This is a genomic window from Prauserella sp. PE36, from assembly GCF_003311655.1.
Lineage (GTDB): Bacteria > Actinomycetota > Actinomycetes > Mycobacteriales > Pseudonocardiaceae > Prauserella_A > Prauserella_A endophytica.
The window spans coordinates 1-26726 of the sequence record NZ_QEQT01000029.1 but is presented as its reverse complement, the minus strand read 5'-3'; the positions used below and the strand labels follow the sequence as shown (position 1 = coordinate 26726).

Here is a 26726-nt window from a genome sequence, read left to right as displayed (position 1 = left end):
TGCCCAAGGAAGAGCGAGGAGTGCATGCGGGTACTCCGCCGCGGCGACACCGGACCGGAGGTCGCCGAGATCAGGTCCATGCTCAGCAGCCTGGACCTGCTCCCTCCCGGTGACGGGTCGCCCACCCATGCGGCCTTCGACACCGTCGTCGAGCAGGCCGTGCGCGCTTTCCAACAGCGCAGGGGCCTGATCACCGACGGCATCGTCGGTCCGGCGACGTACCGGGCGCTGCGGGGTTCGAGCTATCACCTCGGCAGCAGGCCGCTCGCCTACCTCGTCTCGTCGCCGGTGCACGGGGACGATGTCTTCGCGCTGCAGGAGCGGCTCACCGAGCTCGGCTACGACGCGGGCCGCCCCGACGGCGGCTTCGGCCCGCAGACCGAACGGGCGCTGCGGAACTTCCAGCGCGACTACGGGCTCACCGTGGACGGCATCTGCGGTCCGGCGACCGTGCGGGCGTTGCGGCAGCTGTCGCCGCGCGCGCGTGGTGGCCGGCCGGTGTTCCTGCGCGAACAGGAGCAGGTGCGCAGGGCGGGCCCGAGGCTGCGCGGCAAACGGATCGTCATCGATCCCGGCCACGGTGGGGCCGACCACGGCGTCGTCGTCGACGACATCCGCGAGTCCGACATCGCCTGGGATCTGGCTCGGCGGCTCGAAGGCCGCATGAAGGCCACCGGCATGGAGGCGCTGATCTCCCGTGGCCCCGCGCACAGCCCGTCCGAGCTGGAGCGCGCGCAGTTCGCCAACGACGCGGGCGCCGACCTCTTTCTCTCCCTGCACTGTGACGGCAACCGTTCCCCGTACGCGCAGGGTGTCGCGAGCTTCCATTTCGGAACCGGCAACGGCACCACGTCCACGGTGGGCGAGCTGCTGGCCGGCTACATCCAGCGCGAGCTGGCCGCGCGCACGGGCCTGCGCGACTGCCGCACGCACCCCAAGACGTGGGACATCTTCACCCGCACCCGCTGCCCCGCGGTCCGGGTCGAGATCGGCTACCTGACCAACCACGACGACCGGCGCAGGCTCTCCGATCCCGCGTTCCGCGACGTGGTGGCCGAGGGGATCCTGATCGCGGTGAAGCGGCTCTACCTGCTCGGTGAGAACGACCAGCCGACCGGCACGTTCACCTTCGCCGACGTCCTCGCCCACGAACTGGCGAAGGCGGAGTAACCCTTGCCATCGATGCAGTGAAGGAGTGAAGGCCACCTTCACTGCGTGGAACAGGCACAGCGGCGCACAGCGTCTCCGTTTGGGTGGTGGGGGAGACGGGCGGGCGCAGGCATGGTGGCCTTCACTGCATTCAGGGGTCCACGGCGGCACCGCGCATGTGCACAAGTCCCCCTGGGTGTGGATAAGTGGCCTAGTTGTGCACAGAACTGTGGACAACTAGGCGCGTGTGGTGCTCGGCGTGGCCGTGGTGACGGTGACCTGACCGAGCAGCTTCTCCAGCGCGGCCTCGACGTCTTCCTTCCACGAGATCGCCGAGCGCAGCTCGAGACGCAGCCTCGGCCACCGCGGGTGGGGACGCACGGTCTTGAAGCCGACGCTCTGCAGGAACGCGGCAGGCACCACGCACGCGTGCTCCTCGGTGCCCGCTTCGGGGTCGGCGTCACCGAACGCCTCAATCGCCCGCACACCGCGTCGCGTGAGGTCCTTGGCCACCGACTGCACGAGGACCCGTCCGAGGCCGCCACCGCGGAACTCAGGGGCGACGTGGAAGGCCGTGAGCAGCACGGCGTCCGGGCTCGCCGGGGAGGTAGGGAACGCGTTGGCCCTCGGCACGGCGCTCGGCGGCGCGTAGAGCACGAAGCCGACGGGGAGGTCGCCGCTGTGGATGATCCGGCCGCAGGAACCCCATTCGAGCAGCACGCCCGAGACCCAGGCTTCCTTCTCGACCTCGGTCTCCCCGAACTCTTCGGCCTGCTCCTTGAGGTGCGGGGCCAGCTCCCAGTAGACGCACCGGCGGCAGTGCAAAGGCAACTGCTCCAGGTTGTCCAGCGTGACGCCCACGACACGTCGCGACACCAAACCTCCCCGGGATGTGCGTCTGTCGAAAGCAGTGCAAAGCATATGCCGATGTGACACAGGGCAGAAACCCGGGAGGGCCCGAACCCCATGACGTTACACTCGTTGAGATCTACCTGCAGGTAGATCGCCCCAACTGCCGAGCGCTCTTCGAAGCAGACGGAAGTATGCCATGACTGCCTCCCAGCCACCGGAGCACAGACCGGGGTCCGAGCCGGGCCGCCACAACCTCGATCCGCACCTCGACCGTTACGCCGCGCGCACCGCGGGCATGACGGCGTCGGAGATCCGAGCGTTGTTCGCGGTGGCCAGCAGGCCCGAGGTCGTGTCGCTGGCCGGCGGGATGCCGAACCTCGCCGCGCTGCCGCTGGAGTCGCTGTCCGGGCAGATGGCGGAGCTCATCACCGAGGAGGGCCTGGTCGCCCTGCAGTACGGCTCCGCGCACGGCGTGCCCACGCTGCGGGAGCAGATCTGCGAGGTCATGGCCATGGAGGGCATCACCGGCCACCCCGACGACATCGTCGTCACGGTGGGCTCGCAGATGGGCCTGGACATGGTGACCCGCCTCTTCTGCGACCCCGGCGACGTCGTGCTCGCCGAGGGGCCTTCCTACGTCGGCGCGCTCGGGTCGTTCGCGGCCTACCAGGCGCAGGTCGTGCACGTCGAGATGGACGACAACGGCCTGGTGCCGGACACGTTGCGCGCCGCGTTGGCCACCGCCAAGCGGGAGGGCAAGCGCGTCAAGTTCCTCTACACGATCCCCAACTTCCACAACCCCGCCGGCGTGACGCTGGCCGTCGAGCGCAGGGCGGAGATCCTGGAGATCTGCGCCGAGCACGACGTGCTCGTGGTTGAGGACAACCCGTACGGGCTGCTCGCCTTCGACGGGCAGACCTACCCGGCGCTGCGGTCGATGGATCCCGACAACGTCGTGTACCTGGGCTCGTTCTCGAAGACGTTCGCCTCGGGCCTGCGCGTCGGCTGGGTGCTCGCGCCGCATGCGGTCCGCGAGAAGCTCGTGCTGGCCGCTGAATCGGCGACCCTGTGCCCGCCGACGTTGAACCAGCTGGTGGTGTCGCGCTACCTCGCGACCCACGACTGGAAGGGCCAGATCAAGACCTTCCGCGAGAACTACCGGGAGCGCCGTGACGCGATGCTGTCGGCGTTGGAGCAGCACATGCCTCCCGGATGCACGTGGACGCAGCCGGACGGCGGCTTCTACGTGTGGGTGACGGTGCCCGAGGGCGTCGACACCAAGGCGATGTTGCCGCGCGCGGTCACGGCGCGCGTCGCGTACGCGTCGGGCACTGGTTTCTACGCCGACGGCTTCGGCAGCAGGCAGATGCGCCTGTCGTACTGCTACCCCACGCCAGAGCGGATCCGCGAGGGCGTGCGCAGGCTCGCCGGTGTGCTCGAGTCCGAAATGGAGCTGGCCCGCACGTTCGGTAGCGTCACCACGCGCGCCGTGTCGGGGCCGCAGTTCCCCGGGCCGGACACGGTCTGAGCACCAGTTTTTCACCTGATCAGTTGAGGAGTTCCTGGGTGGCCGAGCCTACTGTCGCCGTGCTCGCGGGCGGTCTTTCACACGAGCGGGACGTCTCGTTGCGCTCGGGTCGCCGTCTGTCGGTCGCTCTGCGTGAGCAAGGTCTGTCGGTCGACGAGTGGGACACCGACGCAAGTCTCGTGGCTCGGCTCCGGGACGAGCGGCCCGACGCCGCGGTCGTGGCACTGCACGGGGGAGAGGGCGAGAACGGCTCCATCCAGACCGTGCTGGAGATGCTGGGCGTGCCGTTCGTCGGCACCAGTTCGTGGGCGTGCCGTCGCGCGTTCGACAAGCCGATCGCGAAGGCGCTCGTCGCCCAGTCCGACTTCACCACGCCCGAGTGGGTCGTGCTGCCGCACAGCACCTTCCGCGAACTCGGCGCGCAGGCGGTGCTGGACGCCATGGTGGAGCGGCTCGGGTTGCCGCTGATCCTCAAACCGGACCAGGGCGGCTCGGCGCTCGGCACGCAGGTCGTGCGCGACGCGGCGGAGCTGCCCGCCGCCATGGTTGGCTGCTTCGCCTATGGCGACACGGTGCTCGCGGAGCGGTTCATCGACGGCGTCGAGGTGGCGGTCACCGTCGTCGAACGCGACGGCGGCCCACAGGCGCTGCCTGCCGTCGAGATCGTTCCGGAGAGCGGCGTGTACGACTACACGGCCCGCTACACCGCCGGGCTCACCGACTTCTTCTCGCCTGCGCGGCTGACCCCGGAGACCGAGAAGGCGGTCGGCGAGCTGGCGGTGGGTGCGCACCGGTTGCTCGGGTTGCGGGACATCTCCCGGACCGACGCCGTGGTGGCCGCCGACGGCACCGTCCACTTCCTCGAGGTGAACCTGTCACCGGGGCTGACCGAGACCTCCACCGTTCCGATGGCGATGGAGGCGGCCGGCACGTCCCTCGGGGCGGTGTTCGCCGATCTCGTGTCCCGCGCCGTTCAGCGCGGGAGCTGACGAGAAATCATCACCGTGACGAAATGACCCGGTGTCACGGGTTGCCGGTTTCACGTGTCTGATTTGACCGGTTTGGGTCCATGAGGGCAACGATCCGCTCGAGATCGTCCACCGACCCGAACTCGACGACGATGCGTCCCTTTCGCCGTCCGAGGTCGACCTTCACGCGGGTATCGAACGTGTCGGACAAGCGCTCGGCCAGATCCTGCAAACCAGGAGCCTGCATCGGCTTGCGTGCGGGCGCCTTCTCCTTCTTCTTGGCCGCCCCCTTGGAGAGAGTCACCGCCTCCTCGGTGGCCCGGACCGACAGGCCCTCAGCGACGATGCGTGCCGCCAGCTCCTCCTGACCGTCGGGGTCCTCCAGCGACAGCAGCGCGCGGGCGTGGCCCGCCGACAGCACCCCGGCCGCCACGCGACGCTGGACGGGGAGGGGGAGCCGCAGCAGCCGGATCGTGTTGGTGATGACGGGCCGGCTGCGGCCGATGCGCGACGCGAGCTCCTCGTGCGTCACCTCGAACTCGTCGAGCAGCTGCTGGTATGCCGCCGCCTCTTCGAGCGGGTTGAGCTGGACGCGGTGGATGTTCTCCAGCAGCGCGTCGCGCAGCATCGCCTCGTCGGCGGTCTGCCGCACGATCGCCGGGATGACCTTCAGCCCTGCCTGCTGGGACGCGCGCAGGCGGCGCTCGCCCATGACGAGCTCGTACTCGTCACCGGGCAGTTGGCGCACGACGATCGGCTGCATGAGGCCGAACTCGCGGATCGAGTGCTCCAGCTCCGCGAGCGCCTCCTCGTCGAAGACCTGACGAGGCTGCTTCGGGTTGGCCTTGATCGCCTCGACAGGCACCTCACGGTAAACCGCGCCGGCGACCTCGCCGCCGACCGGCTTGACCGAGCCGTTCGCCGCGAACCAGCCCTTGTCCCCGTCAGCGGCAACCGGCTCGGCCGGCATCTCGGCGGTGGCCGCTCCTTCCGAGCTGACCGGCCCGGTCGGAATCAGGGCCGCCAGGCCACGGCCGAGCCCACCCCTGCGCTCGCTCATCTCTGCTCCCTCACTCCACGCTCGGCGACTTCCCGTGCAGCGTCCAGATAGCTCATCGCGCCCCGAGAGCCGGGGTCGTAAGCCAGCACCGTCTGCCCGTACCCGGGGGCCTCGGAGACCTTCACGCTGCGCGGGATGATCGTCTTGAGTACGACGTCACCGAAGTGATTCCGGACCTCCTGGGTCACCTGGTCCGCGAGCTTGGTGCGGCCGTCGTACATCGTCAGCAGAATGGTCGACACCTTGAGCGCTGGATTGAGGTGATGCTGGACGAGCTCGATGTTGCTGAGGAGCTGGCCGAGCCCCTCCAGTGCGTAGTACTCGCACTGGATCGGGATCAGCACCTCGTGCGCCGCGCTCAGTGCGTTCACCGTGAGGAGCCCGAGCGAGGGCGGGCAGTCGATGAAGACGTAGTCGATGCCGAGCTCGTCGAGCGCTTCGCTCGTGAGGGCTTCCTTGAGGCGAGACTCCCTCGACGCCATCGACACGAGTTCGATCTCGGCACCGGCCAGGTCGATGGTCGCGGGCACGCAGAAGAGGTTGGGGGACTGCTGGCTGACCTGTGTCGCGTCGGCCAGGGAGACCTCGCCGATGAGCATCTCGTACACGGACGGCGTGCCCGACCGGTGGTCAACGTCGAGCGCCGTGCTCGCGTTCCCCTGCGGGTCCAGATCGATGACGAGCGTCTTCACGCCGTGCAGCGCGAGCCCGGCGGCGAGGTTCACCGTACTGGTGGTCTTGCCGACGCCGCCCTTCTGGTTGGCGACGGTGAGTACACGGCGCCGCGTGGGCCGGGGCATGAAGTTCGCGTCCGGATGCAACACCTTGGCGGCACGCTCGGCCTCCTCGGCGATGGGCGTCCAGCCGCCGGTACTCGTCTCGCGAGGCGGGTTCACCGGGCGCCACCCCTTCCGAGGTTCATGTGCTCGCCGGTGCACCGTTTCACGTGGAACATTCGCCGCTCCGTACTGATCGTCATTCGCTCGGCCAATCCTTTCATCTCGACCGCGCTCCGGAGCGCCGCCGCGATCGTTCCGGCTTTCGCTGCTCCACGCGTTCGATCACCACCACCGTGCTCGGCGTCTCCAGCACGCCGGCACCACACTCCGCCAGCCTCGGCTCCCCGCCGCCCGCCTTGCGAACCGCCGCGCGATCGCGCTCGATCTCGTCCGCCGCACTCGCACCTTTGAGAGCAACGAGCGTGCCCGACGAACGCACCAGGGGGAGACACCACGACGCGAGGCGAGCCAAGGGCGCCACCGCGCGTGCGGTCACCACATCAGCAAGACCCAGCTGCTGCCGAATCGCCTTCTCCTCCGCGCGCCCGCGCACGATGGTGATGGGGAGCCCCAGCGTCTCCGCCACCTCCGACAGCCAGTCGACGCGGCGTGCCATCGGCTCCAGCAAGACGATATCGAGATCCGGTCTCGCAATCGCGAGCGGTACACCCGGGAGCCCGGCACCCGAACCGACATCGACGACGCGGACACCGCGAGGGATGTGCTCGCCGATCACCGCGGAGTTCAGGACGTGTCGTTCCCAAAGCCGATCGATCTCGCGTGGGCCGATCAGGCCGCGCTCGACGCCGTGCTCCGCGAGGAGCTCCACGAAGTGCTCCGCCTGCTCGACCTGATCGCCGAACACCGCAGCAGCCGCCGCCGGGGTGGTGGTGGACTCGAACCCGCCCAGACCCACAGACTCACTCCTCATCGGGGGATCGCCGTTTCACGTGAAACCGGCCGCTACCGATTGTCCCTGATGCGCTTCTGGATTCGACGCGACAGTCCGAAGTTGTGCAGAACTCCACCGACCGACTCCCGGTTTCACGTGAAACGCGAGCACAAAAAAGCGGCCCGCCGGTTGTCCGACGGGCCGCTTCGCTCAGTGCGTGACTATGCGGGGAGTACGACCACGCGCCGCTTCGGCTCCTCACCCTCACTCTCGCTCGTGACACCCTCGACGGTAGCGACCGCGTCGTGGACGACCTTGCGCTCGAACGGGCTCATCGGGTGCAGCCGCACCTTCTCCCCGGACTGCGCGACGGACTCGGCCGTCGACCGACCGAGCTCGCGCAGTTCCTCCCGCCGGCCCGCCCGCCAGCCGGCGATGTCGAGCATGAGCCTGCTGCGGGTACCGGTCTCCTGCTGCACCGCGAGGCGCGTCAGCTCCTGCAGTGCTTCCAGCACGTTGCCCCTCGGACCGACGAGCTTGTCCAGGTCCTCGCCACCATCGATGCTGACGATCGCGCGTCCGGCTTCCACGTCCAAGTCGATGTCGCCGTCGTAGTCGAGGATGTCGAGCAGGCGCTCCAGGTAGTCACCCGCGATGTCGCCCTCCTGGACCAGCAGGTCGTCGTCGCTACCCGCGTCCGTGTCCTCGGCCTCGTCCTCGACCGTCGCCGGCACTGCCTCATCCTGTTCGGTGCCGATCACCTCGGCTGTCTCCGACATGTCTTTTCTCCTCTCCCGTCCCTGAGGCGTCAGCGCCGCTTACGGCCTTGGGCCTTCTTGCCCTGGGTGGCGGACCGCTGTTGGTTCCCGCCGTTCTTCGCCCAGGCGCCGCCCTTGACGTTGCTGGGGTTGCCGCTCTTCGGGGACTTGCCGTTCTTGGGGGTGCCGTTCTTGGCGGCGCCGGCGCTCTTCGCGGAGCCGGTGCCGCCCTCGCTCTCCGAGTCGGCGGCCTTCTTCTGCTGCTGGGCAGGCTTCGGCTTCTGGCCGACCTGGGGCTTCTGGCCCGGCTTCGGGCCGAGGTTGCTGCGCTTCTCCTTGGCCTCGACCTTCTTCGCCTCTTCTTCCTTGTCGATCTTCGTGTAGACGAGGCGCTGCTGCATGAGGGTCCAGCAGTTGTTGGCGAGCCAGTAGATGAGCAGACCGATCGGGAAGAAGGCACCGAAGATGAGCACACCGGCCGGGAAGATCCACAGCGTCAGGCGGTTCATCATCGCGGTCTGCGCGGTCGCCGAGGCCGGGTTCTGGCGGGCCACGGAGTGGCGGGCCGTGAAGTGGGTCGCGACGCTCGCGACGATCATCAGCGGGATCGCCACGGGGGCCACGTGCCAGTGCCAGCCGGGCTCCGCCGCGGCCGCGCCGCCCCCGAGGGCGCTGACGTGGTTGATGGCGTCACCGAGGTTGACCCCGAAGAGCTTCGCGTCGACGTAGGAGCGCACGCCCTCGGCGTCGAAGAAGTAGTTGCTCTCCTTGCCCGGGGCGAACATGCGGAGCACATGGTTCAGACCGATGAAGACCGGGATCTGGAGCAGCATCGGCAGACAGCTGCCGAGCGGGTTGACGCCGTGCTCGCGCTGGAGCTTCTGCATCTCCATCGCTTGCCGCTGGCGGTCGTTCGCGTACTTCTTCTGGATCTTCTTGATCTCCGGCGCGAAGTCCTGCATCTTCTTCATCGACCGGACCTGTTTCACGAACGGCTTGAACATGATGCCGCGGACCGTGAACGTCAGGAACACGATGCCGAGGACCCAGGCAATCGCGTTGTCGTCGCCGAAGACGAAGCCGAACACCTTGTGCCAGCACCACAAGATGAACGACACAGGGTAGTAGATAAAGTCGAGCACTGAGCTACTCCTCGGTAGACATACCAGGGCTTTGGTGCCTGAAGCTGAACTTCTCCGGCACGGGGTCTCGTCCCGGCGGGGTCCACGGACCGCATCGCAACAGCCGGCGGACCGCGAGGTAGGAGCCGCGAGCGGCTCCGTGCCGGGTCAGCGCCTCGGCCGCGTACGTGCTGCAGCTCGGGTAGAACCGGCACATCGGGGGAAGGAACGGGGAGATGGCCTTGCGGTAGAACCTGATCGGCAGCAGCAGCACCCAGGCCACCGGCGTCGGACGCGCCCGCCTGGTGGGCTGCTGGGTCTCGGCCGTCTCAGTGCCGGCCACTTGCTCTGTACTCACACCGCTGGTCCATTGTCGTGGCGGGCGGAAGGCGACAGGCTCAACCGTCGCAGCGCCGCGTCGAGATCCGAGCCGAGCTCCGCACTGGTCGCGGTGGCAGCGGCAGGTAATGCCCGAACAACCAACGCACTACCGGCCGGCAAGGTTCCAAGCCGGTCGGCCAGCAGGTGCCTCAGGCGCCTGCTCACTCGGTGGCGCACAACCGAGTTGCCCACCGCCTTGCTCACGACCAAGCCCGCCTTGGTCTGCCCGCCGCTTCCGGCGAGCGCGTGCAGCACAAGGCGGCGGCGCCCGGCTCGGGCGCCGCCGCGCATGACCGCACGGAATTCCTCACTCCGCCGCAGGCGAGCGTTGACCGGAAGCACGCCGCGCCTCGCAGGCAGACGGGATCAGGCGGAAAGTTGCTGACGGCCCTTGCGCCGGCGGGCGGCCAGAATGGCGCGGCCTGCGCGGGTACGCATCCGCAGCCGGAACCCGTGGGTCCGAGCGCGTCGGCGGTTGTTCGGCTGGAAGGTGCGCTTGCCCTTGCTCACGGCTCAGTTCTCCTGGTCTCAACGTCTACTCGTATTGTCTGACAGCCGACGGAACGTGGGCAGGCAGAATAAGGCCCGCTGTCAGCGGCAGACCTTACGAGGGTACGCACCCTGTCCGGTGACACTGGAACCGGCCCCTTGAGTAACGCTGTGTCGCTGCCGACAGTATCGATCATCGCCACGCTCCAGCACCGAATGGCAACACGCCGTACACCATGAAATCCTTGCCCGGAACGACGTCTTGTGGCAATCAGCGGGTCTTGTTAGCGTGCCCCTTCTCAGTGTCAACGAGGGGCGCACTCACGCCGCCGAAAGGTGGGAGACTTCGGCAGGCGTACCTTGATCCCGCGGGAGGGAGTGCCCGCGGGCCGCCGTACATTGATGCACAGTTGTGGACAACTTTGTGGATACCTGCTGCGCGGGTGGCCACATCGACCTGCTATGTGGGGCCAAGGTCGAGGGGAGGGGAGCGGAGCAGGGTGTCTGAGCACCAGCTGAACCTGGCTGTCGTCTGGGAGCAGGTCGTCAGGGAGCTCTCCGACGGCACGCTGTCCCCCCAGCAACGTGCGTGGATGCGGGTGACCCGGCCCATCGGCCTCCTCGACGGCACCGCGCTGCTCGCCGCGCCGAGTGACTTCGCGAAGGAAGCCATCGAGCGCGCGCTGCGCGAACCGATCACCACGGCGCTCTCCCGCAGGCTCGGCCGCGAGGTCTCCCTCGCCGTCAAGGTCGACACCACGGACAGCGCTCCCGCCCCGGCCACACCCCCTCGGTACGCGAACTCACCCGGCAGGGTGGAAACCGGCAACGGGATCCGCTCCGACGGTCCACCGCTGCCACCGCCAGAGGACACGATCACCGTGCCCGCCGCCGTGCGCCACACCCGCGCCGACGGCGGCGAGCGGCCGGTGGGCCAGCGGCCGCCGATGCCCTCGATGCCCGTCGCGAAGAACGTGCCGGACCAGGTCGACGACGGCGAGGAAGAGGTGGACGAGGAAGGCGAGGCGCTCGCCGCCGTCCACGAGATCTGGCCCACCTTCTCGGGGCAGCCGATCGCGGGCCAGCCCTACACGGCGCCCGCCCAGCCGCAGACCTCCAAGACCCGGCTGAACGAGAAGTACACCTTCGACACGTTCGTCATCGGTGCGTCCAACCGCTTCGCGCACGCCGCCGCTGTCGCGGTCGCCGAGGCGCCGTCGCGCGCGTACAACCCGCTCTTCATCTGGGGAGAGTCGGGGCTGGGCAAGACCCACCTGCTGCACGCCGTCGGCCACTACGCCCAGCGGCTCTTCCCCGGCATGCGCGTGCGGTACGTGTCCACCGAGGAGTTCACCAACGACTTCATCAACTCGCTGCGTGACGACCGCAAGGTCGCGTTCCAGCGGCGTTACCGCGACATCGACATCCTGCTCGTCGACGACATCCAGTTCCTGGAAGGCAAGGAAGGGACCCAGGAGGAGTTCTTCCACACCTTCAACACACTGCACAACGCGAACAAGCAGATCGTCGTGTCCTCCGACCGTCCGCCGAAGCGGCTGGAGACACTGGAGGACCGCCTGCGCACGCGGTTCGAGTGGGGACTGATCACCGACATCCAGCCGCCCGAGCTGGAGACCCGTATCGCGATCCTCCGCAAGAAGGCGGCACAGGACCGGCTCGCCGTGCCCGGTGACGTGCTCGAGTTCATCGCGGCGCGCATCGAGGCCAACATCCGCGAGCTCGAGGGCGCGCTCATCCGCGTCACCGCGTTCGCCTCGCTGAACCAGCAGCCGGTGGACGTCGGCCTCGCCGAGATCGTGCTGCGCGACCTGATCCCGGACTCACAGGCGCCCGAGATCAGCGCGCCGACGATCATGGGGGTCACGGCGGAGTTCTTCGACGTCACGCTCGACGACCTGTGCGGGCCCGGCAAGACCAAGGCGCTGGCGACCGCGAGGCAGATCGCGATGTACCTGTGCCGTGAGCTCACCGACATGTCGCTGCCGCGCATCGGGCAGACCTTCGGTGGTCGAGACCACACCACGGTGATGCACGCCGACAAGAAGATCCGCAAGGAGATGGCGGAACGGCGCCGGATCTACGACCAGGTGCAGGAGCTGACCTCGCGCATCAAGCAGCGAGCACGTCAGTAGCCACCTCGCGCAGCACCGCCAGCCCGGCGGCGATCGCGGGCGAGGTCTCGCTACCCTTGCGCACACACGTGCTGAACCGGCGCGCCGGCCTCGGTTCGCCGTGCAGAGGGATCCGCACCACTCCGTGCGCCTCCGGGATGGGAACGAGTCTCGGCAGCAGGCACACGCCCGCACCCTCGGCGACGAGTGCCGAGACCGCGAACCACTCCTTGACGTGGTGGGAAATCCGGGGCGTGAAGCCGGCGGTCGCGCAGGCGGTGACGAGCAAGGGGTAGGTGTCGTTGTTGTACGGCTTCACGATCCACGCCTCGCCCGCCGCGTTGGCGAGTGACACACTGTCCACTTCGGTCAGCGGGTGCCCTGCGGGCACGAGCAGGTCCTGAACGTCGTCGAGCAGCGGCTCCCGTTCGAAGCGCGGGTCTCCCTCCGGCGGCGAGTCGGAGGTCGGCAGCACCACGGCGATGTCGGCCTGCTCGGCGACGACCAGTTCGTAGCAGTCGCCGCTCTCCTCCTCCCTGATGTGCACGTCGAGCTTCGGAAACGCCTGGCGCAGCCGGGAAAGCGCGGGCGTGGCGAGCGCGGCGATCGCCGAGGAAACCGCGCACAGCCGTAGCTCGCCCATCGGCTCGCCGCCGCGCGCGGCCAGGTCGGCCCGCGCGCGTTCCCAGTGCGCGTACAGCTCTTCGGTGTGCCGCAGCAGGATCTGCGCCTCCGGCGTGAGCCGCACGCGCCTGCCCTCGCGGCGAAGCAGCTCCACCCCGAGGTCTCGACTGAGGTGCCGCAGCTGTTGCGACACCGCCGACGGCGTGAGGTACAGCGCCGCGGCCGTCGCGGTGATCGTTCCCTCGTCCGCGAGCACCCGCAGCACGCGCAGCCGCCGCAGGTCAATCATGTAGTCGAGGCTAAACGAATTCGCACACGAAGATGAGATGGACGCCGTTGTCAGCGCGGCCGGACACTCGCCACATGGTCGGCAGAGGAGCACTGCTCGTACTGGGCAGTGTGGTGAGCGTTCAGGTCGGGCAGGCGATCGGCAAACACCTCTTCGCCGACGCCGGAGCGCTCGGCACCGTGGCGCTGCGACTCGGCATCGCGGCAATCGTGTTGCTCGGGTGGCACCGGCCCGCGCTTCCGAGCACCCGCAAGGAGTTCGCCCTCGTGGCCGCCTTCGGCGCCGCGATCGCCGGCATGAACCTCATCTATCCCGCGCTCACGACGCTGCCGCTCGGGATGGCGACGACACTGCAGCTGCTCGGCCCGATCCTGTTGGCACTCCTCACTTCTCGCGGTCTCGCCGAAGTGGGTGCCGCCGGGTTCGCGGGGTTCGGCGTCTGGCTCTTCCACGGCCCAGGTGGTGGAGCTCCGTTCGCAGGCATCGCGTTCGCGCTCGCGAGCGGGGCGTCGATGGCCGCCTATCTGTTGTTGAGCCGCACGGCGGGCAGACGCAGTGAGACGGCGTCGACGCTCTCGCTCGCCGTCGCGTTCGCCGCGATTCTGTGGCTCCCGGCGGGAATCGCGCAGAGCGGCGCCGCGTTGCTGGCCCCCGAGGTACTGCTCGTCGGAGCGCTCGTGGCGGTGTTGTCAGCGGTCGTTCCCTATTCACTGGACCTCGCGGCGCTGCGCCGGATCCCGCCACGAACGGTGGGAGTTCTGGAAAGTCTGGAGCCCGCGGTGGGCGCGATCGCCGGTCTCGTGGTGCTGTCAGAGGTGCTTTCCGCGCCCCAGTGGGTAGCCATCACATGTGTCTGCACGGCCGGAGTTGTCGCGGTGACGGGCTCGCGCGAGGCCCGAAGTCGTTCTGCCGCCTAGGTTTTGTCACTCACTAAGGCGATCCAGGTCACGTTTCGGGGGTGCATCGGCGGTGCATGGGCTGGGCACAGGTCGACCCACAGCTGGGGACAAAACTGTGGAAACCTGGGGACAGCTGTGGAGCAACTGAGGAGGGCGAAAGTTCTCCACGGCGGCCCCCGACTTCTCCACCGAGCTGCCACCACGGCTGTCCACACGGCCGCGCGTGCTCGGACCTGCGCGGACGACGCCTGTCCACACAACCCACAGCCCTTACTACTACGACTGAACAAAGATCTCTTCGAAGAAGAACAAAACAAAAACAAGCGAGCTGTGAACCTGGGGATACCCGCTCGGCCGCTCGACTGGGCCGGGATGACGGCGGTGCCGCTCACGCTCTAACGTGGAAACCCACACCCCGGTCCGCTCGGTGCCGGTGTCGTCGATGTGCGACGCACCGCGTCCGGGCGAACCCACACAGCCACGCCCCCTCGACCGCCCCTGCCCATTGGGGGCGTCTGTAGGGGTGATTTGTCGTCTTTCGAGCCGCCCGGGCTCGGCTGTCGAAAGGATGGGCGCCATGAAAATCCGCGTCGAGCGTGATGGGCTCGCTGACGCCGTCGCCTGGGTGGCTCGAAGCCTTCCCTCCAGGCCGCCGGTTCCCGTGCTGGGCGGTGTGCTGCTCGACGCAGGAGCCGACGGGGGTTCCGACGCGCTGACCGTGTCCGGCTTCGACTACGAGGTCTCAGCGACCGTCGGCGTACCAGCCACGATCGCGGACGGCGGGCGCACGCTAGTCTCGGGCAGGCTCCTGGCGGACATCACCAAGGCGCTGCCCGCCCAGCCGGTGGAGATCGCCGTCGACGGCGCTCGCGCGTCCATCACCTGCGGAAACGCGCGCTTCAGTCTGCCGACCATGCCGGTGGAGGACTATCCACAGTTGCCGGCGCAGCCGGATCTCGCAGGCGAGGTGACGGGCGAGGCGTTCGCCCAGGCCGTGGCCCAGGTCGCGGTGGCCGCCGGTAAGGACGACACGCTGCCGATGCTCACCGGTATGCGGCTGGAGATCTCGGGCACCACCCTCACGCTCGTCGCCACCGACCGCTTCCGGCTCGCGATGCGCGAGTTCAGCTGGTCGCCCGCCGAGGGGCTCGCCGACGCGGCGGTCCTCGTGCCTGCCCGCACGCTCGCCGACGCGGCGAAGTCGCTCGGCGCGAGCGGCGCGACCGTGCAGGTCGGCCTCGCGAGCGGCGACGGCCTGCTCGGCCTCGCCGGTTCCGGTCGCTACACCACGACCCGCCTGCTCGACGCGGAGTTCCCGCCGTACCGGCAGCTGCTCCCGTCGCAGCACACATCGCGCGCGGTCCTCCAGGTGTCGGCGCTGGCCGAGGCGATCAAGCGCGTGTCGCTGGTCGCCGAGCGGGGTACCCAGGTACGGCTCGAGTTCAGCGAGGGGACCCTCAGGCTCTCGGCAGGTGGCGACGACGAGGGCAGCGCCGAGGAAGAGCTGCCGGTCGACTACGAGGGCGAGCCGGTGACCATCGCCTTCAACCCGGGTTACCTCGTCGACGGGCTCGGCGCGTTGCACGCCGACCGGGCGGAGCTGACGTTCACCACGCCCAACAGGCCCGCGCTGATCAAGCCGGCCGACGAGAACGGCGACGTCGTTCCCGGTTACCTCTACCTGCTGATGCCGGTGCGGCTTCCCGGCTGAGTACGAAACACACAAGGGGACAACTGATGGTTCAGCTCGGACTTGTCGGCCTGGGCAAGATGGGCTTCAACATGCGCGAGCGCCTGCGTGCCGCCGGGCACGAGGTGGTCGGCTACGACCGCAACGCGGAGGTGACCGACACCGGGTCGCTCGCGGAGCTGGTGTCGGCACTGGCCGCGCCTCGCATGGTCTGGGTCATGGTGCCCGCCGGCGAGGCGACCAGGCAGACCGTCGCCGAGCTCGGCGACCTGCTCAGCGAGGGCGACCTGCTGATCGACGGCGGCAACTCGCGGTTCAGCGACGACAAGAAGAACGCCGAGCTGCTCGCGGGCAAGGGCATCGGCTACCTCGACGTCGGCGTGTCCGGTGGAGTGTGGGGCAAGGAGAACGGCTACGGCCTGATGGTCGGCGGCGACAAGGCCCACGTCGAGCAGGCAATGCCGATCTTCGATGCGCTGCGTCCGGACGGTCCGCGCGAGGAGGGCTTCGCGCACGCGGGCTCCGTCGGCGCCGGTCACTACGCGAAAATGGTGCACAACGGCATCGAGTACGGCCTGATGCAGGCCTACGCCGAGGGCTTCGAGCTGCTCGAGGCGGCGAAGGTCGTCGAGGACGTGCCCGCCGTGATCAAGGCGTGGCAGCGGGGCACGGTCGTGCGCTCGTGGCTGCTCGAGCTGCTGGTCAGGGCACTGGACGAAGACCCGGAGCTCGACGACCTCGAGGGTTACGTGGAGGACTCCGGCGAGGGCAGGTGGACGCTGGAGGAGGCGATCAACAACGCCGTGCCCGCACCCGTGATCTCCGCCGCGCTGTTCGCCCGGTTCTCCTCCAGGCAGAAGGATTCGTCGGCCATGCGCGCGGTGGCCGCGCTGCGCAACCAGTTCGGCGGCCACTCGGTCAAGAAAGTCGGCGAGTAGGCACGGCGCGGCGTGTACCTCCGTCACCTCCAGGTGACCGACTTCCGCTCGTGGGAGCACGTCGACCTGCCGCTGGAGCCGGGTCCGACCGTACTGGTCGGGCCGAACGGCCGCGGGAAGACGAACCTCATCGAGGCGATCGGTTACGTCGCCACGCTCGGCTCGCACCGGGTCGCGACCGACGCACCCCTGATCAGGCATGGGTGCGAGCGGGCGCTGGTGCGCGTCGCCGTGGTGAACGAGGGCCGCGAGCTGACCGTCGAGCTGGAGATCGCCCCTGGCCGGGCCAACCGCGCGCGCGTCAACCGGGGCGCGGTCGGCAGGCCCCGCGACGTGCTGGGGATCCTGCGCACGGTGCTGTTCTCTCCCGAGGACCTCGCGCTCGTGCGCGGCGACCCCGGCGAGCGCAGGCGGTTCCTCGACGAGCTGCTCGTGCTGCGCGCCCCGCGCTACGCGGGTGTGCGCAGTGAGTACGACAAGGTGCTGAAGCAGCGCAATGCCCTGCTCAAGTCGGCGGGCAAGCGCCGGGGCGACGACCCGTACGCGCTGTCGACGCTGGAGGTGTGGGACAACCACCTGGCCACGGCGGGCGCCCAGCTGCTGGCGGCGCGGCTGAACCTGGTGGCCGACCTCGCGCCGCACACGGCCGCGGCCTACGCCGGGGTCGCACCGGACTCGCGGCCTGCCAAGATCGCCTACCGGTCGGGGCTCGGCGGCGCGTTGCCGACGGGCTACGGCGTTCCGGGTGGTGAGCGGGCTGACGAGGAAAAGCTCGCCGGCATCCTCCTGGAGGCGCTCGGCGAGTCGCGCACGGCGGAGCTGGAACGTGGGGTAAGTCTGGTCGGACCCCATCGGGACGAGCTGGAGCTCGTGCTCGGCGAAGCTCCGGCCAAGGGGTACGCCAGCCACGGCGAGTCGTGGTCGTTCGCACTGGCGTTGCGGCTCGGGTCCTACGAGCTGTTACGAGCCGAGGCGGGGGGTGAGCCCGTTTTGTTGCTTGATGACGTGTTCGCGGAGTTGGACCGGAGACGTCGCGCCCGGCTGGCGGAGGTCGCGGCGAGCGCGGAGCAGGTGCTCGTGACCGCGGCTGTGGATGAAGACGTGCCCGAGGAACTCGCGGGGACGCGGTTCGCGGTTTCGGAGGGTGAGGTACGACGTGCCTGATCAGAGCCACAATAGACCGGGCCGGCGACCCGGAGTGACCGGGGCCACACAAGTTACCCACCGATCTGGGGATAAGTCTGTGGATAGTGTGGATAACACAGCGAACCTGTTATCGCCGCGCGTGACTGAAGGCCCAAATGAGGTGGTCAATACCCCTCGGGTGGGCGGTTCTGCCGGTGAGTCCCCCAAACGAGACACTGAGCGTAACAGCGCTGCTGGGCCGAACGAGACGGGGTCCGCCGGCAGTCCACAGGGCAGGGACCTCGCCCACGCCGCGCTCCAGGCGGCCAGGGAGCGGGCCGCCGCCCGTGGGCACGAGCCGGGCGTGCGCAGGCCGGGCGGCAAGCCGGCGCTCGGCCGGGCACAGAACCCCAGGCGCAGGCGCTGGTCCGGTCCCGGCGTCGACGAACGCGACCCGCAGCCGCTCGGCAGGCTCGCCTCGCGCATGGCGACGCAGCTCGGGTGGAGCGACCAGCTCGCCAACGGCCAGGTATTCGGGCAATGGACGCGGCTCGTCGGCGAGGAGGTCGCCGAGCACGCCCAGCCGGTCGCGCTCAAGGAGGGGGAGCTGACCGTGCGCGCCAGCTCAACCGCCTGGGCGACCCAGCTGCGGTTGCTGCAGCGCCAGCTGCTGGCGAAGATTGCGGCGGGGGTGGGGCACGGTGTCGTCAAGCGCATGCGGATCCAGGGCCCGACGGCGCCGAGCTGGCGCAAGGGCCCGAGGCACGTCTCGGGCCGGGGTCCGCGCGACACCTACGGGTAGCCGTTCGAAAGACGCGGCCCGAACGCGCGAATCCGGCGCGAGGTCTCCGTTGGCCACGGCGGGACCCGGTTGACGTCGAGATCGTCGCTCTGTGACGAAATCAGGGGTGTCCTTGATGCATGTGAGCGGAGCTGGCCAAGTAAACTTGTAAGGGCAAGCCGGATTGATGCCGGACGAGTATCGAGCGGCGTGCCCGACCGACAGGCACACACCCGTGCGCGCGTTGGGTGAGACGAGGAGAAATCAGGCCGGTGGCAGCGAACCAGAGTGAATACAGCGCGTCCTCCATCACGGTTCTCGAGGGTCTCGAAGCCGTTCGTAAACGCCCCGGCATGTACATCGGGTCGACCGGCGAGCGTGGTTTGCACCACCTGATCCAGGAGGTCGTCGACAACTCCGTCGATGAGGCGATGGCGGGCTACGCCACCCGGGTCGACGTCACGCTCCTCGCCGACGGCGGCGTCCGCGTGGTCGACGACGGCCGTGGCATCCCGGTCGACATGCACCCCAAGGAGCAGCGGCCGACCGTCGAGGTCGTGCTCACCGTGCTGCACGCGGGCGGCAAGTTCGACAACGAGTCCTACGCCGTCTCCGGCGGTCTGCACGGTGTGGGTGTCTCCGTGGTCAACGCGCTCTCCACGGCGCTCGAGGTCGAGATCCACATCGACGGCCGGATCTGGGCGCAGCGCTACGAACGCTCCGAGCCCGGTGAGCTGCGCGACCTCGGCCCCACCGACCGCACCGGTACCAGCGTCACGTTCTGGGCCGACCCCGACATCTTCGAAACCACGCACTACAGCGCCGAGACCGTCGCGCGCAGGCTCCAGGAGATGGCGTTCCTCAACAAGGGCCTCACCATCGTGCTGCGCGACGAGCGGGTCGCCGAGGAGAACGGTGAGGACGCCACAGGTGAGCGCGCTCAGATCAAGGAGCGCACCTACCACTACCCGGGTGGCCTCGAGGACTTCGTCAAGTACATCAACGGCAGCAAGGACCCGATCCACCCCTCGGTGATCTCGTTCGAGGCCAAGGGCGACGGCCTCGAGGTCGAAGTCGCGATGCAGTGGAACAACGGCTTCACGCCGTCGGTGTACACCTTCGCCAACACGATCAACACGCACGAGGGCGGCACCCACGAGGAGGGCTTCCGCGCGGCGCTGACCCGCGTGGTCAACAGCTACGCGCGTGACAAGAAGCTGCTCAAGGAGAAGGACGCCAACCTCACCGGCGACGACGTGCGCGAGGGGCTCGCCGGGATCGTCTCGATCAAGCTCTCCGAGCCCCAGTTCGAGGGCCAGACCAAGACCAAGCTGGGCAACAGCGAGGCGAAGTCGTTCGTGCAGAGCACCTGCAACGAGTGGCTGGCCGACTGGTTCGAGCGCAACCCCGCCGAAGCCAAGATCATCATCAACAAGGCGGTGTCGAGCGCGCAGGCACGGCTGGCCGCCCGCAAGGCCCGCGACCTCGTCCGGCGCAAGGGCGCCATGGACATCGGCGGCCTGCCAGGCAAGCTCAAGGACTGCCGCTCGACCAACCCCGAGGAGTGCGAGCTCTACATCGTCGAGGGTGACTCCGCGGGCGGCTCCGCCAAGGAGGGGCGCGACTCGAAGTTCCAGGCGATCCTGCCGATCCGGGGCAAGATCATCAACGTGGAGAAGGCACGCATCGACCGCGTGCTGAAGAACAACGAGGTCCAGTCGCTGATCACCGCGCTCGGCACCGGCATCCACGACGACTTCGACATCTCCAAGCTGCGCTACCACAAGATCGTGCTGATGGCCGACGCCGATGTGGACGGTCAGCACATCCGCACGCTGCTGCTGACGCTGCTGTTCCGCTTCATGCGGCCGCTCGTGGAGCAGGGCTACGTCTACCTGGCCCAGCCACCGCTCTACAAGATCAAGTGGCCGCGTTCGGAGCCGGAGTACGCATACTCGGACAAGGAGCGCGACGGGCTGCTGGAGGCCGGCGCCGCGGCCGGCAGGCGCCTGCCGAAGGACGACGCGATCCAGCGGTACAAGGGTCTCGGCGAGATGAACGCCGAGGAGCTGTGGGAGACCACAATGGACCCGGCCAACCGCGTGCTGCTGCAGGTGACGCTCGACGACGCGGCCACCGCCGACGAGCTGTTCTCCGTGCTGATGGGCGAGGACGTCGAGGCCCGGCGTTCGTTCATCACCCGTAACGCCAAGGACGTTCGCTTCCTGGACGTGTAACGCCCCGAAACCCCGTCCACGCCAGGACTGTCCAACCGAGAAGGACCTATGACGGAAACCTTGCCTCCGGATCACGACCGCATCGAACCGGTCGACATCCAGCAGGAGATGCAGCGCTCCTACATCGACTACGCGATGAGCGTCATCGTGTCGCGGGCGCTGCCCGACGTGCGCGACGGGCTCAAGCCCGTGCATCGCCGCGTCCTGTACTCGATGTACGACTCCGGCTTCCGCCCCGACCGCGGGTACAACAAGTGCTCCCGTGTCGTCGGTGACGTGATGGGTAACTACCACCCGCACGGCGATTCGGCGATCTACGACGCACTCGTGCGGCTCGCGCAGCCGTGGTCGATGCGGTACCCGCTCATCGACGGCCAGGGCAACTTCGGTTCGCCGGGCAACGACCCCGCCGCGGCCATGCGGTACACGGAGTCGCGCCTCGACCCGCTGGCCATGGAGATGCTGCGGGACATCGAAGAGGAGACCGTCGACTTCTCCGACAACTACGACGGCCGCACCCAGGAGCCGGACGTCCTGCCCAGCCGTATCCCGAACCTGCTGGTCAACGGTGGTTCGGGCATCGCGGTGGGCATGGCGACCAACATCCCGCCGCACAACCTGCGCGAGGTATCCGAGGGCGTCATCTGGGCGCTGGAGAACCCGGACGCCGACGACGACGAGCTCCTCGCCGCGCTGATGCAGCGCATCAAGGGCCCCGACTTCCCGACCAAGGGCCTCATCCTGGGCACCTCGGGCATCGCCGACGCCTACCGCACCGGCCGAGGCTCGGTGCGCATGCGTGCGGTGGTGGAGGTCGAGGAGGACGCCAAGGGCCGCACGATCCTGGTCGTCACCGAGCTGCCCTACCAGGTCAACCCCGACAACCTGGTGGAGAACATCGCCGCGCTCGTGCGCGACGGAAAGCTCACGGGCATCGCGGACATCGCCGACGAGTCCAACAGCCGCAGCGGTATGCGGATCGTGGTCACGCTCAAGCGCGACGCGGTCGCCAAGGTGGTGCTGAACAACCTCTACAAGCACACCCAGCTGCAGTACAACTTCGGCGTCAACATGCTGGCGCTGGTCGACGGCGTGCCGCGCACGCTGCGCCTCGACCAGATGATCCGCCACTACGTGAAGCACCAGATCGAGGTCATCGTCCGGCGCACCCGGTTCCGGCTGAGGAAGGCCGAGGAGCGGGCCCACATCCTGCGCGGTCTGGTCAAGGCGCTCGACCAGCTCGACGCCGTGATCGCGTTGATCCGCCGGTCGCCGACCGTCGACGAGGCCCGCACCGGCCTGATCGAGCTGCTCGACATCGACGAGATCCAGGCCACCGCGATCCTCGACATGCAGCTGCGCAGGCTCGCGGCCCTGGAACGACAGAAGATCGTCGACGAGCTGGCGAAGATCGAGCTGGAGATCGCGGACCTGCAGGACATCCTCGACAAGCCGGCGCGGCAGCGCACCATCGTCCGCGACGAGCTCACCGAGATCGTCGACAAGTACGGCGACGACCGGCGCACCCAGATCATCCCCTTCGACGGCGAGGTCTCGGTCGAGGATCTGATCGCGGTCGAGGACGTGGTGGTGACCATCACCCGCACCGGGTACGCCAAGCGGACCAAGACCGACCTTTACCGCTCGCAGAAGCGCGGCGGCAAGGGCGTGCAGGGCGCCACGCTCAAGCAGGACGACATCGTCCAGCACTTCTTCGTGTGCTCGACGCACGACTGGATCCTGTTCTTCACGAACAAGGGCCGGGTCTACCGGGCGAAGGCGTACGACCTGCCCGAGGCCAACCGCAACGCGCGCGGACAGCACGTGGCGAATCTGCTGGCGTTCCAGCCGGACGAGCAGATCGCGAGCGTCATCGAGATCCCGAACTACGAGGTCGCGCCGTATCTTGTGCTCGCGACCAAGAACGGCCTGGTCAAGAAGTCCAAGCTCAGCGACTTCGACTCACCGCGCGCGGGTGGCCTGATCGGCATCAACCTGCGCGAGGGCGACGAGCTGGTCGGCGCCGTGCTGGCCTCCGCGGAGGACGACCTGCTGCTGGTGTCGTCCGACGGCCAGTCGATCCGGTTCCATGCCACCGACGAGGCGCTTCGTCCGATGGGCCGGGCGACCTCAGGTGTGCTGGGCATGCGGTTCAACGAGGGCGACGAGCTGCTCGGCATCAGCGTGGTCAGGGAGGACACGTTCCTGCTGGTCGCCACGGACGGCGGCTATGCGAAGCGGACCCCCATCGAGGACTATCCGGTGCAGGGCCGCGGCGGCAAGGGCGTGCTCACCATTCAGCATGACCGGAAACGTGGCAGGCTGGTGGGGGCAATCATCGTCGACGCGGACGACGAGCTGTACGCGATCACCTCGAGTGGCGGGGTCATCCGGACCCCAGCCGGGCAGGTGCGCAAGGCCGGACGGCAGACGAAGGGGGTGCGTTTGATCAACCTCGACGAGGGCAACACCCTGCTCGCCGTGGCACGCAACGCGGACAAGCCGTCGGACGTCCCCAACGGAGAGAACGGCGAACCGGCTCCCACCGGCGACGAAGCCGGCAACCCCGAGCCGAACGAGACGACGCAAGAGCAGTAGCAGGCGCGGAATCTGACAAGGGACTGACCGTTTGTGACACCACCTGACAACACCGAGCGGCGAGGCGGCGGCACGACCGACACGGGCGCCGGCGACGTCGCCCCGCCGTGGCAGCGCGTGGCCAAGGACACCGGCAGCGGTTCGGCCGGTCAGGAGGGTGAGGGCGGCTTCGGCGAGCGCTGGTCGGCGGGCCAGTTGCCCGCTGAGGACGCCTCCTCGGCCCAGACCCAGTACCTGTCGAACGGCAACGCCGACACCCAGGTGGTCACCGGCAGCGCCGCCAACCGGCTGTTCGGTCAGCCGCAGCAGAGCGACACCCAGCGCACACAGCCGGTGAGCGGGCCGTCGCAGCCGCCTGCTGGCGGCAAGGGCGGCGGCGGCCGGTCGACACCGGTCAGCGCGCTGCGCAGGCCCGGAAGGGGCCCGCGCAGGGCGAGCCTGCAGATCAAACGGTTCGACCCGTGGTCGGTGCTCAAGCTCTCCCTGGTGCTCGGCGTCGCGATGTTCTTCGTCTGGCTCGTGGCCGTCGGTGTGCTCTACACGGTGCTCGACGGCATGGGCGTGTGGGACAAGATCAACGGCACGTACACCTCGCTGGTGCAGGGCGACAGCGCCGAGAGCGCGGGCGACCCGCTGATCAGCGCGGGCCGCGTGTTCGGCGTCGCGGCCATCGTCGGCGCGATCAACATCGTGCTGATCTCGGCCCTGACCACCGTGAGCGCGTTCATCTACAACGTGTCGGCGGACCTGGCGGGCGGTCTGGAGGTGACCCTTTCGGAACGGGAGTGACCCCGTGCGAGGGGCCTCCGCCGAGGTCCTGTAAGCTTTTCTCCGTTCCCAGGGCCCATAGCTCAGGCGGTTAGAGCGCTTCGCTGATAACGAAGAGGTCGGAGGTTCAAGTCCTCCTGGGCCCACAGCAGATCAGCCCCCGTCTCCCCACCAGGGGAAACGGGGGCTGAGTGACAAAGTGAGTGACTAAGCCGCCGGATCTTCCTCCGAGTCGGCGAAGATCTGGTCCATCGCCTCGGCACCGTGCTCCACGATCGGCCGAAGTTGGTGACGGTAGACCAGCTCGGTCACGGCAGTGCCGTTGTGGCCCATCAACCGCGAGATCTGCTCGATTGGCATCCCGCTGTCCGACAGCAGCGAGACGAAGCTGTGCCGAAGCTCGCGGGGCGTCCACTCCGCAGCGACCAGCCCGGCCCTGTCGACGACCCTCCGGAACGCTCGCCGCACGTTCGCCGCGTCCAGCTCGGTCCCCACGGCCGATGAGAACACCAGATCCGTCTTCTGCCACCTATCGCCCGCCAGGCGGCGCTGATAGTCCTGCTTGTCCCGGTGGGCTCGTAGGGCGTCCACGCAGCGCTGCGGGAGAGCGAGGGACCGGCGGGACCTTTTGGTCTTGGTGTCGCCGTGTTCGCGCACTGAACGCCAGACCATCATGTGCGGCGGCACTGGTGGGTTCGCATCCGGCTTGCCCTCCAGGTCGATGTGATGCCAGCGGAGCGCGCGCATCTCCTCCGTGCGTGCGCCGGTCAGCAGCGATACGACGACGTATGCGCGCATCGGTGTGCCCTCGGCCCCTGTGAGCACCGCCTCGGCTTGCTCAAGGGTCAGTGACTTCGAGGGACGTCCGGGCCTCCCCTCGGGCACCTCACAGAGCAGCGCGACGTTACGTTTCACCTTGTCGCGTCGTTGCCCCCGGGCCAGAGCGCGGCGGAGGATCGAGAGCACCTCGCGTAGCGTGCGCGTCGACAGTTCGCCTGCCTTCTTGGCGAGCCAACGGTCAACGTCGTCGGCGCTCAGGTCACCGTCCCGGCCAGCACACCGGGCCTTCCGCGCCCCAAGCTCCGGGATGATGTGCTTCTCCGCCAGCAGCGTCAGCTTGTCCACCGTGGACTTGCTGCGTCGCGGTAGGCCGTACTCCAGAAAGTCCCGCACAGCCTCCGCGACGGTGTACCGCCGGTCGTAGTGCGACCCCTCTTCCAGGTCGCGGAGCATATCCCGGAGCTTGTCCTTGGCCTCGGTCTTTGTCCGCCCGGCCGCCTTCCGGGTTTTCCTCTTGCCTGCGGGTGTGTATCCAATGGTGATCTCCGCGATCCAACGCTGCCGCTTCTCGTCCCAGAACAGGCCACCGTCGCCGTGGCTACGCCGCTTGGTCATAAAGGTCCCCCTCGGTCTCGGTGATGAGCAGGTGTACGTAGCTGTCGATGGCGACAGCGGGGATGAGCCGCGACCGGCCGCGCTTGACGAACTGCAACCGGCCGCCGCGCATTTCCTCGTAGATCACGGACCGGCTAAGCGAGAGCAGTCGCATGGCCTCGGTGACCCGGTACAGGTGCTTGGCGGGTACCGGGGTCGGTGTGGCCGTGTCCATCCGTTCCTCCCTCACGGCGGGTGTGACAGGTGGCGGGGGTGTCACAGGTGGTGTCACAGGTGTTCTCCCTGGTCAGGGGTGGTTGAGTGACGGAGTGACAGGTGTGACAGTTCGGGGGTGTCACCGCTGCTGCCACGGGTGTCGGGTGGGTGGTAGGTGCCGCCGGGGGCGGCGTGGAGCTGGCCTTTGTCGGCCATGCGCTTGCAGGTCTGCCGCACGGTGCCCGGGTTGAGGTCGAGGGCTTTGGCGATGTCGGCGGGCTTACTGCCCGGGTAGTCGCGGACGAACCGCATGACCAGGGCGCGGGTGTCTTGCATGAGGTAGTCCCCGGCGGGGCCGTCGAGTTTGGTCCAGGCCCCGGCGTGGGCGTCGAAGCTCATGGCGTAGTCGGCTTCTTCGACGTCGCGGCCGGTGACGTGCAGGACCCCGTCCGCCTGCCCGCGCGCGCGTTCCAGCACCAACGTGGCGTCCACGGCGCCGGTGAGGCCGTTGGTGCCGGACACCAGGGATTGGAAGTCCTCGGCGGCCTGTTTGCGGACGTGGTGGATGAGCAGGAACGGCACGCTGTAGCGGTCGGCGATGTCCTTGAACCGGGAGGCGGCGGCGTAGTCGGCGGCGTACTGGGTCATGCCGTGCGGGTCAGCGCCGCGCATCTTGGCGAAGGTGTCGATGATGACCAGCCGGGCGTGTGGGTTCTCCTCCAGCCATTCGGTGATGACCTCGGCCCCGCCCATGCTCATCGTGGGGCAGGCGGTCTCCAGGGTGAGCAGCGGCGCCGGGCGGCCCCCGGCGGCGAGCATCTGCCGACGACGGCGCTGCAGGCGGCGGCCGGTGTCCTCCAGCGCGCAGTACAGCACCGGGCCGCGCTCGACGTCGATGGCGTTGAGGGCGGGGTCGCCGTTGGCGATGTCGGCGCCGAGGCCGAGGGACAGCCAGGACTTGCCGAGCTTGGGCGCCCCGGCGAGCAGGTTGAGTCCTTCGCAGAGCAGGCCGGGCACGGCCCACCTCGGTTCGGGGAAGTCGACGGCCATCAACTCGGCGTCGGTCCACCGGGTCCGG

25 protein-coding genes and 1 tRNA gene are annotated in these 26726 nt (G+C 68.5%); 13 read left to right on the top strand and 13 right to left on the bottom strand.

What is annotated here, in order from left to right:
- Nucleotides 1-24: 24 nt before the first annotated feature.
- Nucleotides 25-1170, top strand: a complete 1146-nt coding sequence (locus DI005_RS01630; RefSeq protein WP_112265851.1) for an N-acetylmuramoyl-L-alanine amidase — start codon at nt 25-27, stop codon at nt 1168-1170.
- A gap of 216 nt (nt 1171-1386) precedes the next feature.
- Here the strand turns inward: DI005_RS01630 and DI005_RS01625 are convergent, their stop codons facing one another.
- On the bottom strand, nt 1387-2025 hold the full coding sequence (locus tag DI005_RS01625; RefSeq protein WP_112265853.1) for a GNAT family N-acetyltransferase: 639 nt from the start codon (nt 2023-2025) through the stop codon (nt 1387-1389).
- Between the two features lie 172 nt (nt 2026-2197).
- Between DI005_RS01625 and DI005_RS01620 the strand changes: the two genes are divergently transcribed.
- Nucleotides 2198-3529 carry a PLP-dependent aminotransferase family protein gene (locus DI005_RS01620; RefSeq protein WP_112265854.1) on the top strand — a complete coding sequence of 444 codons (1332 nt, stop codon included), beginning with the start codon at nt 2198-2200 and terminating at the stop codon, nt 3527-3529.
- 38 nt (nt 3530-3567) lie between these two features.
- The gene (locus DI005_RS01615) at nt 3568-4518 is read left to right on the top strand and encodes a D-alanine--D-alanine ligase (RefSeq protein ID WP_113641055.1); all 951 of its coding nucleotides are present in this window, start codon (nt 3568-3570) and stop codon (nt 4516-4518) included.
- A gap of 34 nt (nt 4519-4552) precedes the next feature.
- On the opposite strand, the gene DI005_RS01610 is transcribed toward DI005_RS01615, so the two are convergent.
- From DI005_RS01610 to rpmH, 8 genes are all read right to left on the bottom strand, one after another.
- Nucleotides 4553-5557 carry a ParB/RepB/Spo0J family partition protein gene (locus DI005_RS01610; RefSeq protein WP_113641054.1) on the bottom strand — a complete coding sequence of 335 codons (1005 nt, stop codon included), beginning with the start codon at nt 5555-5557 and terminating at the stop codon, nt 4553-4555.
- The gene (locus tag DI005_RS01605; protein ID WP_113641053.1) at nt 5554-6453 is read right to left on the bottom strand and encodes a ParA family protein; all 900 of its coding nucleotides are present in this window, start codon (nt 6451-6453) and stop codon (nt 5554-5556) included. Before DI005_RS01605 ends, DI005_RS01610 begins: the two co-directional genes overlap by 4 nt.
- A 100-nt stretch (nt 6454-6553) precedes the next feature.
- Nucleotides 6554-7267 (bottom strand): 16S rRNA (guanine(527)-N(7))-methyltransferase RsmG, encoded by a 714-nt coding sequence (gene rsmG, locus DI005_RS01600; protein WP_112265862.1) that lies wholly within the window; start codon nt 7265-7267, stop codon nt 6554-6556.
- Nucleotides 7268-7449: 182 nt separating this feature from the next.
- A complete protein-coding gene (locus DI005_RS01595) occupies nt 7450-8007 on the bottom strand; it encodes a R3H domain-containing nucleic acid-binding protein (protein WP_113641052.1) in 558 nt (185 codons plus the stop codon).
- Between the two features lie 29 nt (nt 8008-8036).
- Nucleotides 8037-9128, bottom strand: a complete 1092-nt coding sequence (gene yidC / locus DI005_RS01590) for a membrane protein insertase YidC (RefSeq protein WP_112265866.1) — start codon at nt 9126-9128, stop codon at nt 8037-8039.
- A 4-nt stretch (nt 9129-9132) separates the two neighbouring features.
- Nucleotides 9133-9450, bottom strand: coding sequence for a membrane protein insertion efficiency factor YidD (gene yidD / locus DI005_RS01585; RefSeq protein WP_112266733.1), 318 nt, complete (start codon nt 9448-9450; stop codon nt 9133-9135).
- Between the two features lie 11 nt (nt 9451-9461).
- Nucleotides 9462-9830, bottom strand: a complete 369-nt coding sequence (rnpA, locus tag DI005_RS01580) for a ribonuclease P protein component (protein WP_112265868.1) — start codon at nt 9828-9830, stop codon at nt 9462-9464.
- A 24-nt stretch (nt 9831-9854) separates the two neighbouring features.
- Complete coding sequence (rpmH, locus tag DI005_RS01575) at nt 9855-9998, bottom strand: 50S ribosomal protein L34 (RefSeq protein WP_091806362.1); 144 nt, start codon at nt 9996-9998, stop codon at nt 9855-9857.
- Between the two features lie 479 nt (nt 9999-10477).
- Between rpmH and dnaA the strand changes: the two genes are divergently transcribed.
- On the top strand, nt 10478-12130 hold the full coding sequence (gene dnaA, locus DI005_RS01570) for a chromosomal replication initiator protein DnaA (RefSeq protein WP_112265870.1): 1653 nt from the start codon (nt 10478-10480) through the stop codon (nt 12128-12130).
- Here dnaA and DI005_RS01565 read toward each other — a convergent pair.
- Nucleotides 12108-13022, bottom strand: a complete 915-nt coding sequence (locus DI005_RS01565) for a LysR family transcriptional regulator (RefSeq protein WP_112265872.1) — start codon at nt 13020-13022, stop codon at nt 12108-12110. The two genes, dnaA and DI005_RS01565, sit on opposite strands and share 23 nt — an antisense overlap.
- Nucleotides 13023-13096: 74 nt before the next feature.
- On the opposite strand from DI005_RS01565, the gene DI005_RS01560 reads away from it, so the two are divergent.
- From DI005_RS01560 to DI005_RS01520, 9 genes are all read left to right on the top strand, one after another.
- On the top strand, nt 13097-13939 hold the full coding sequence (locus DI005_RS01560) for a DMT family transporter (RefSeq protein WP_112265874.1): 843 nt from the start codon (nt 13097-13099) through the stop codon (nt 13937-13939).
- Between the two features lie 559 nt (nt 13940-14498).
- Complete coding sequence (gene dnaN, locus DI005_RS01555) at nt 14499-15632, top strand: DNA polymerase III subunit beta (protein WP_112265876.1); 1134 nt, start codon at nt 14499-14501, stop codon at nt 15630-15632.
- A 26-nt stretch (nt 15633-15658) separates the two neighbouring features.
- Nucleotides 15659-16549, top strand: a complete 891-nt coding sequence (gnd, locus tag DI005_RS01550) for a phosphogluconate dehydrogenase (NAD(+)-dependent, decarboxylating) (protein WP_110334276.1) — start codon at nt 15659-15661, stop codon at nt 16547-16549.
- Between the two features lie 12 nt (nt 16550-16561).
- A complete protein-coding gene (gene recF / locus DI005_RS01545) occupies nt 16562-17713 on the top strand; it encodes a DNA replication/repair protein RecF (protein ID WP_112265878.1) in 1152 nt (383 codons plus the stop codon).
- Between the two features lie 160 nt (nt 17714-17873).
- The gene (locus tag DI005_RS01540) at nt 17874-18476 is read left to right on the top strand and encodes a DciA family protein (RefSeq protein ID WP_112265880.1); all 603 of its coding nucleotides are present in this window, start codon (nt 17874-17876) and stop codon (nt 18474-18476) included.
- Between the two features lie 251 nt (nt 18477-18727).
- Nucleotides 18728-20692, top strand: coding sequence for a DNA topoisomerase (ATP-hydrolyzing) subunit B (gyrB, locus tag DI005_RS01535; protein WP_113641051.1), 1965 nt, complete (start codon nt 18728-18730; stop codon nt 20690-20692).
- Between the two features lie 48 nt (nt 20693-20740).
- The gene (gene gyrA, locus DI005_RS01530; protein ID WP_233519947.1) at nt 20741-23290 is read left to right on the top strand and encodes a DNA gyrase subunit A; all 2550 of its coding nucleotides are present in this window, start codon (nt 20741-20743) and stop codon (nt 23288-23290) included.
- Nucleotides 23291-23323: 33 nt separating this feature from the next.
- Nucleotides 23324-24079 carry a DUF3566 domain-containing protein gene (locus DI005_RS01525; RefSeq protein ID WP_199542441.1) on the top strand — a complete coding sequence of 252 codons (756 nt, stop codon included), beginning with the start codon at nt 23324-23326 and terminating at the stop codon, nt 24077-24079.
- 51 nt (nt 24080-24130) lie between these two features.
- Nucleotides 24131-24204, top strand: a tRNA-Ile gene (locus tag DI005_RS01520).
- A gap of 61 nt (nt 24205-24265) precedes the next feature.
- On the opposite strand, the gene xerC is transcribed toward DI005_RS01520, so the two are convergent.
- From xerC to DI005_RS01505, 3 genes are all read right to left on the bottom strand, one after another.
- A complete protein-coding gene (gene xerC / locus DI005_RS01515; RefSeq protein WP_113641050.1) occupies nt 24266-25453 on the bottom strand; it encodes a tyrosine recombinase XerC in 1188 nt (395 codons plus the stop codon).
- Nucleotides 25437-25667, bottom strand: a complete 231-nt coding sequence (locus tag DI005_RS01510; RefSeq protein WP_113641049.1) for a helix-turn-helix domain-containing protein — start codon at nt 25665-25667, stop codon at nt 25437-25439. Before DI005_RS01510 ends, xerC begins: the two co-directional genes overlap by 17 nt.
- 53 nt (nt 25668-25720) lie before the next feature.
- Nucleotides 25721-26726 (bottom strand): AAA family ATPase (locus tag DI005_RS01505; protein ID WP_113641048.1); only part of this gene is annotated, 1006 nt, incomplete at its 5' end.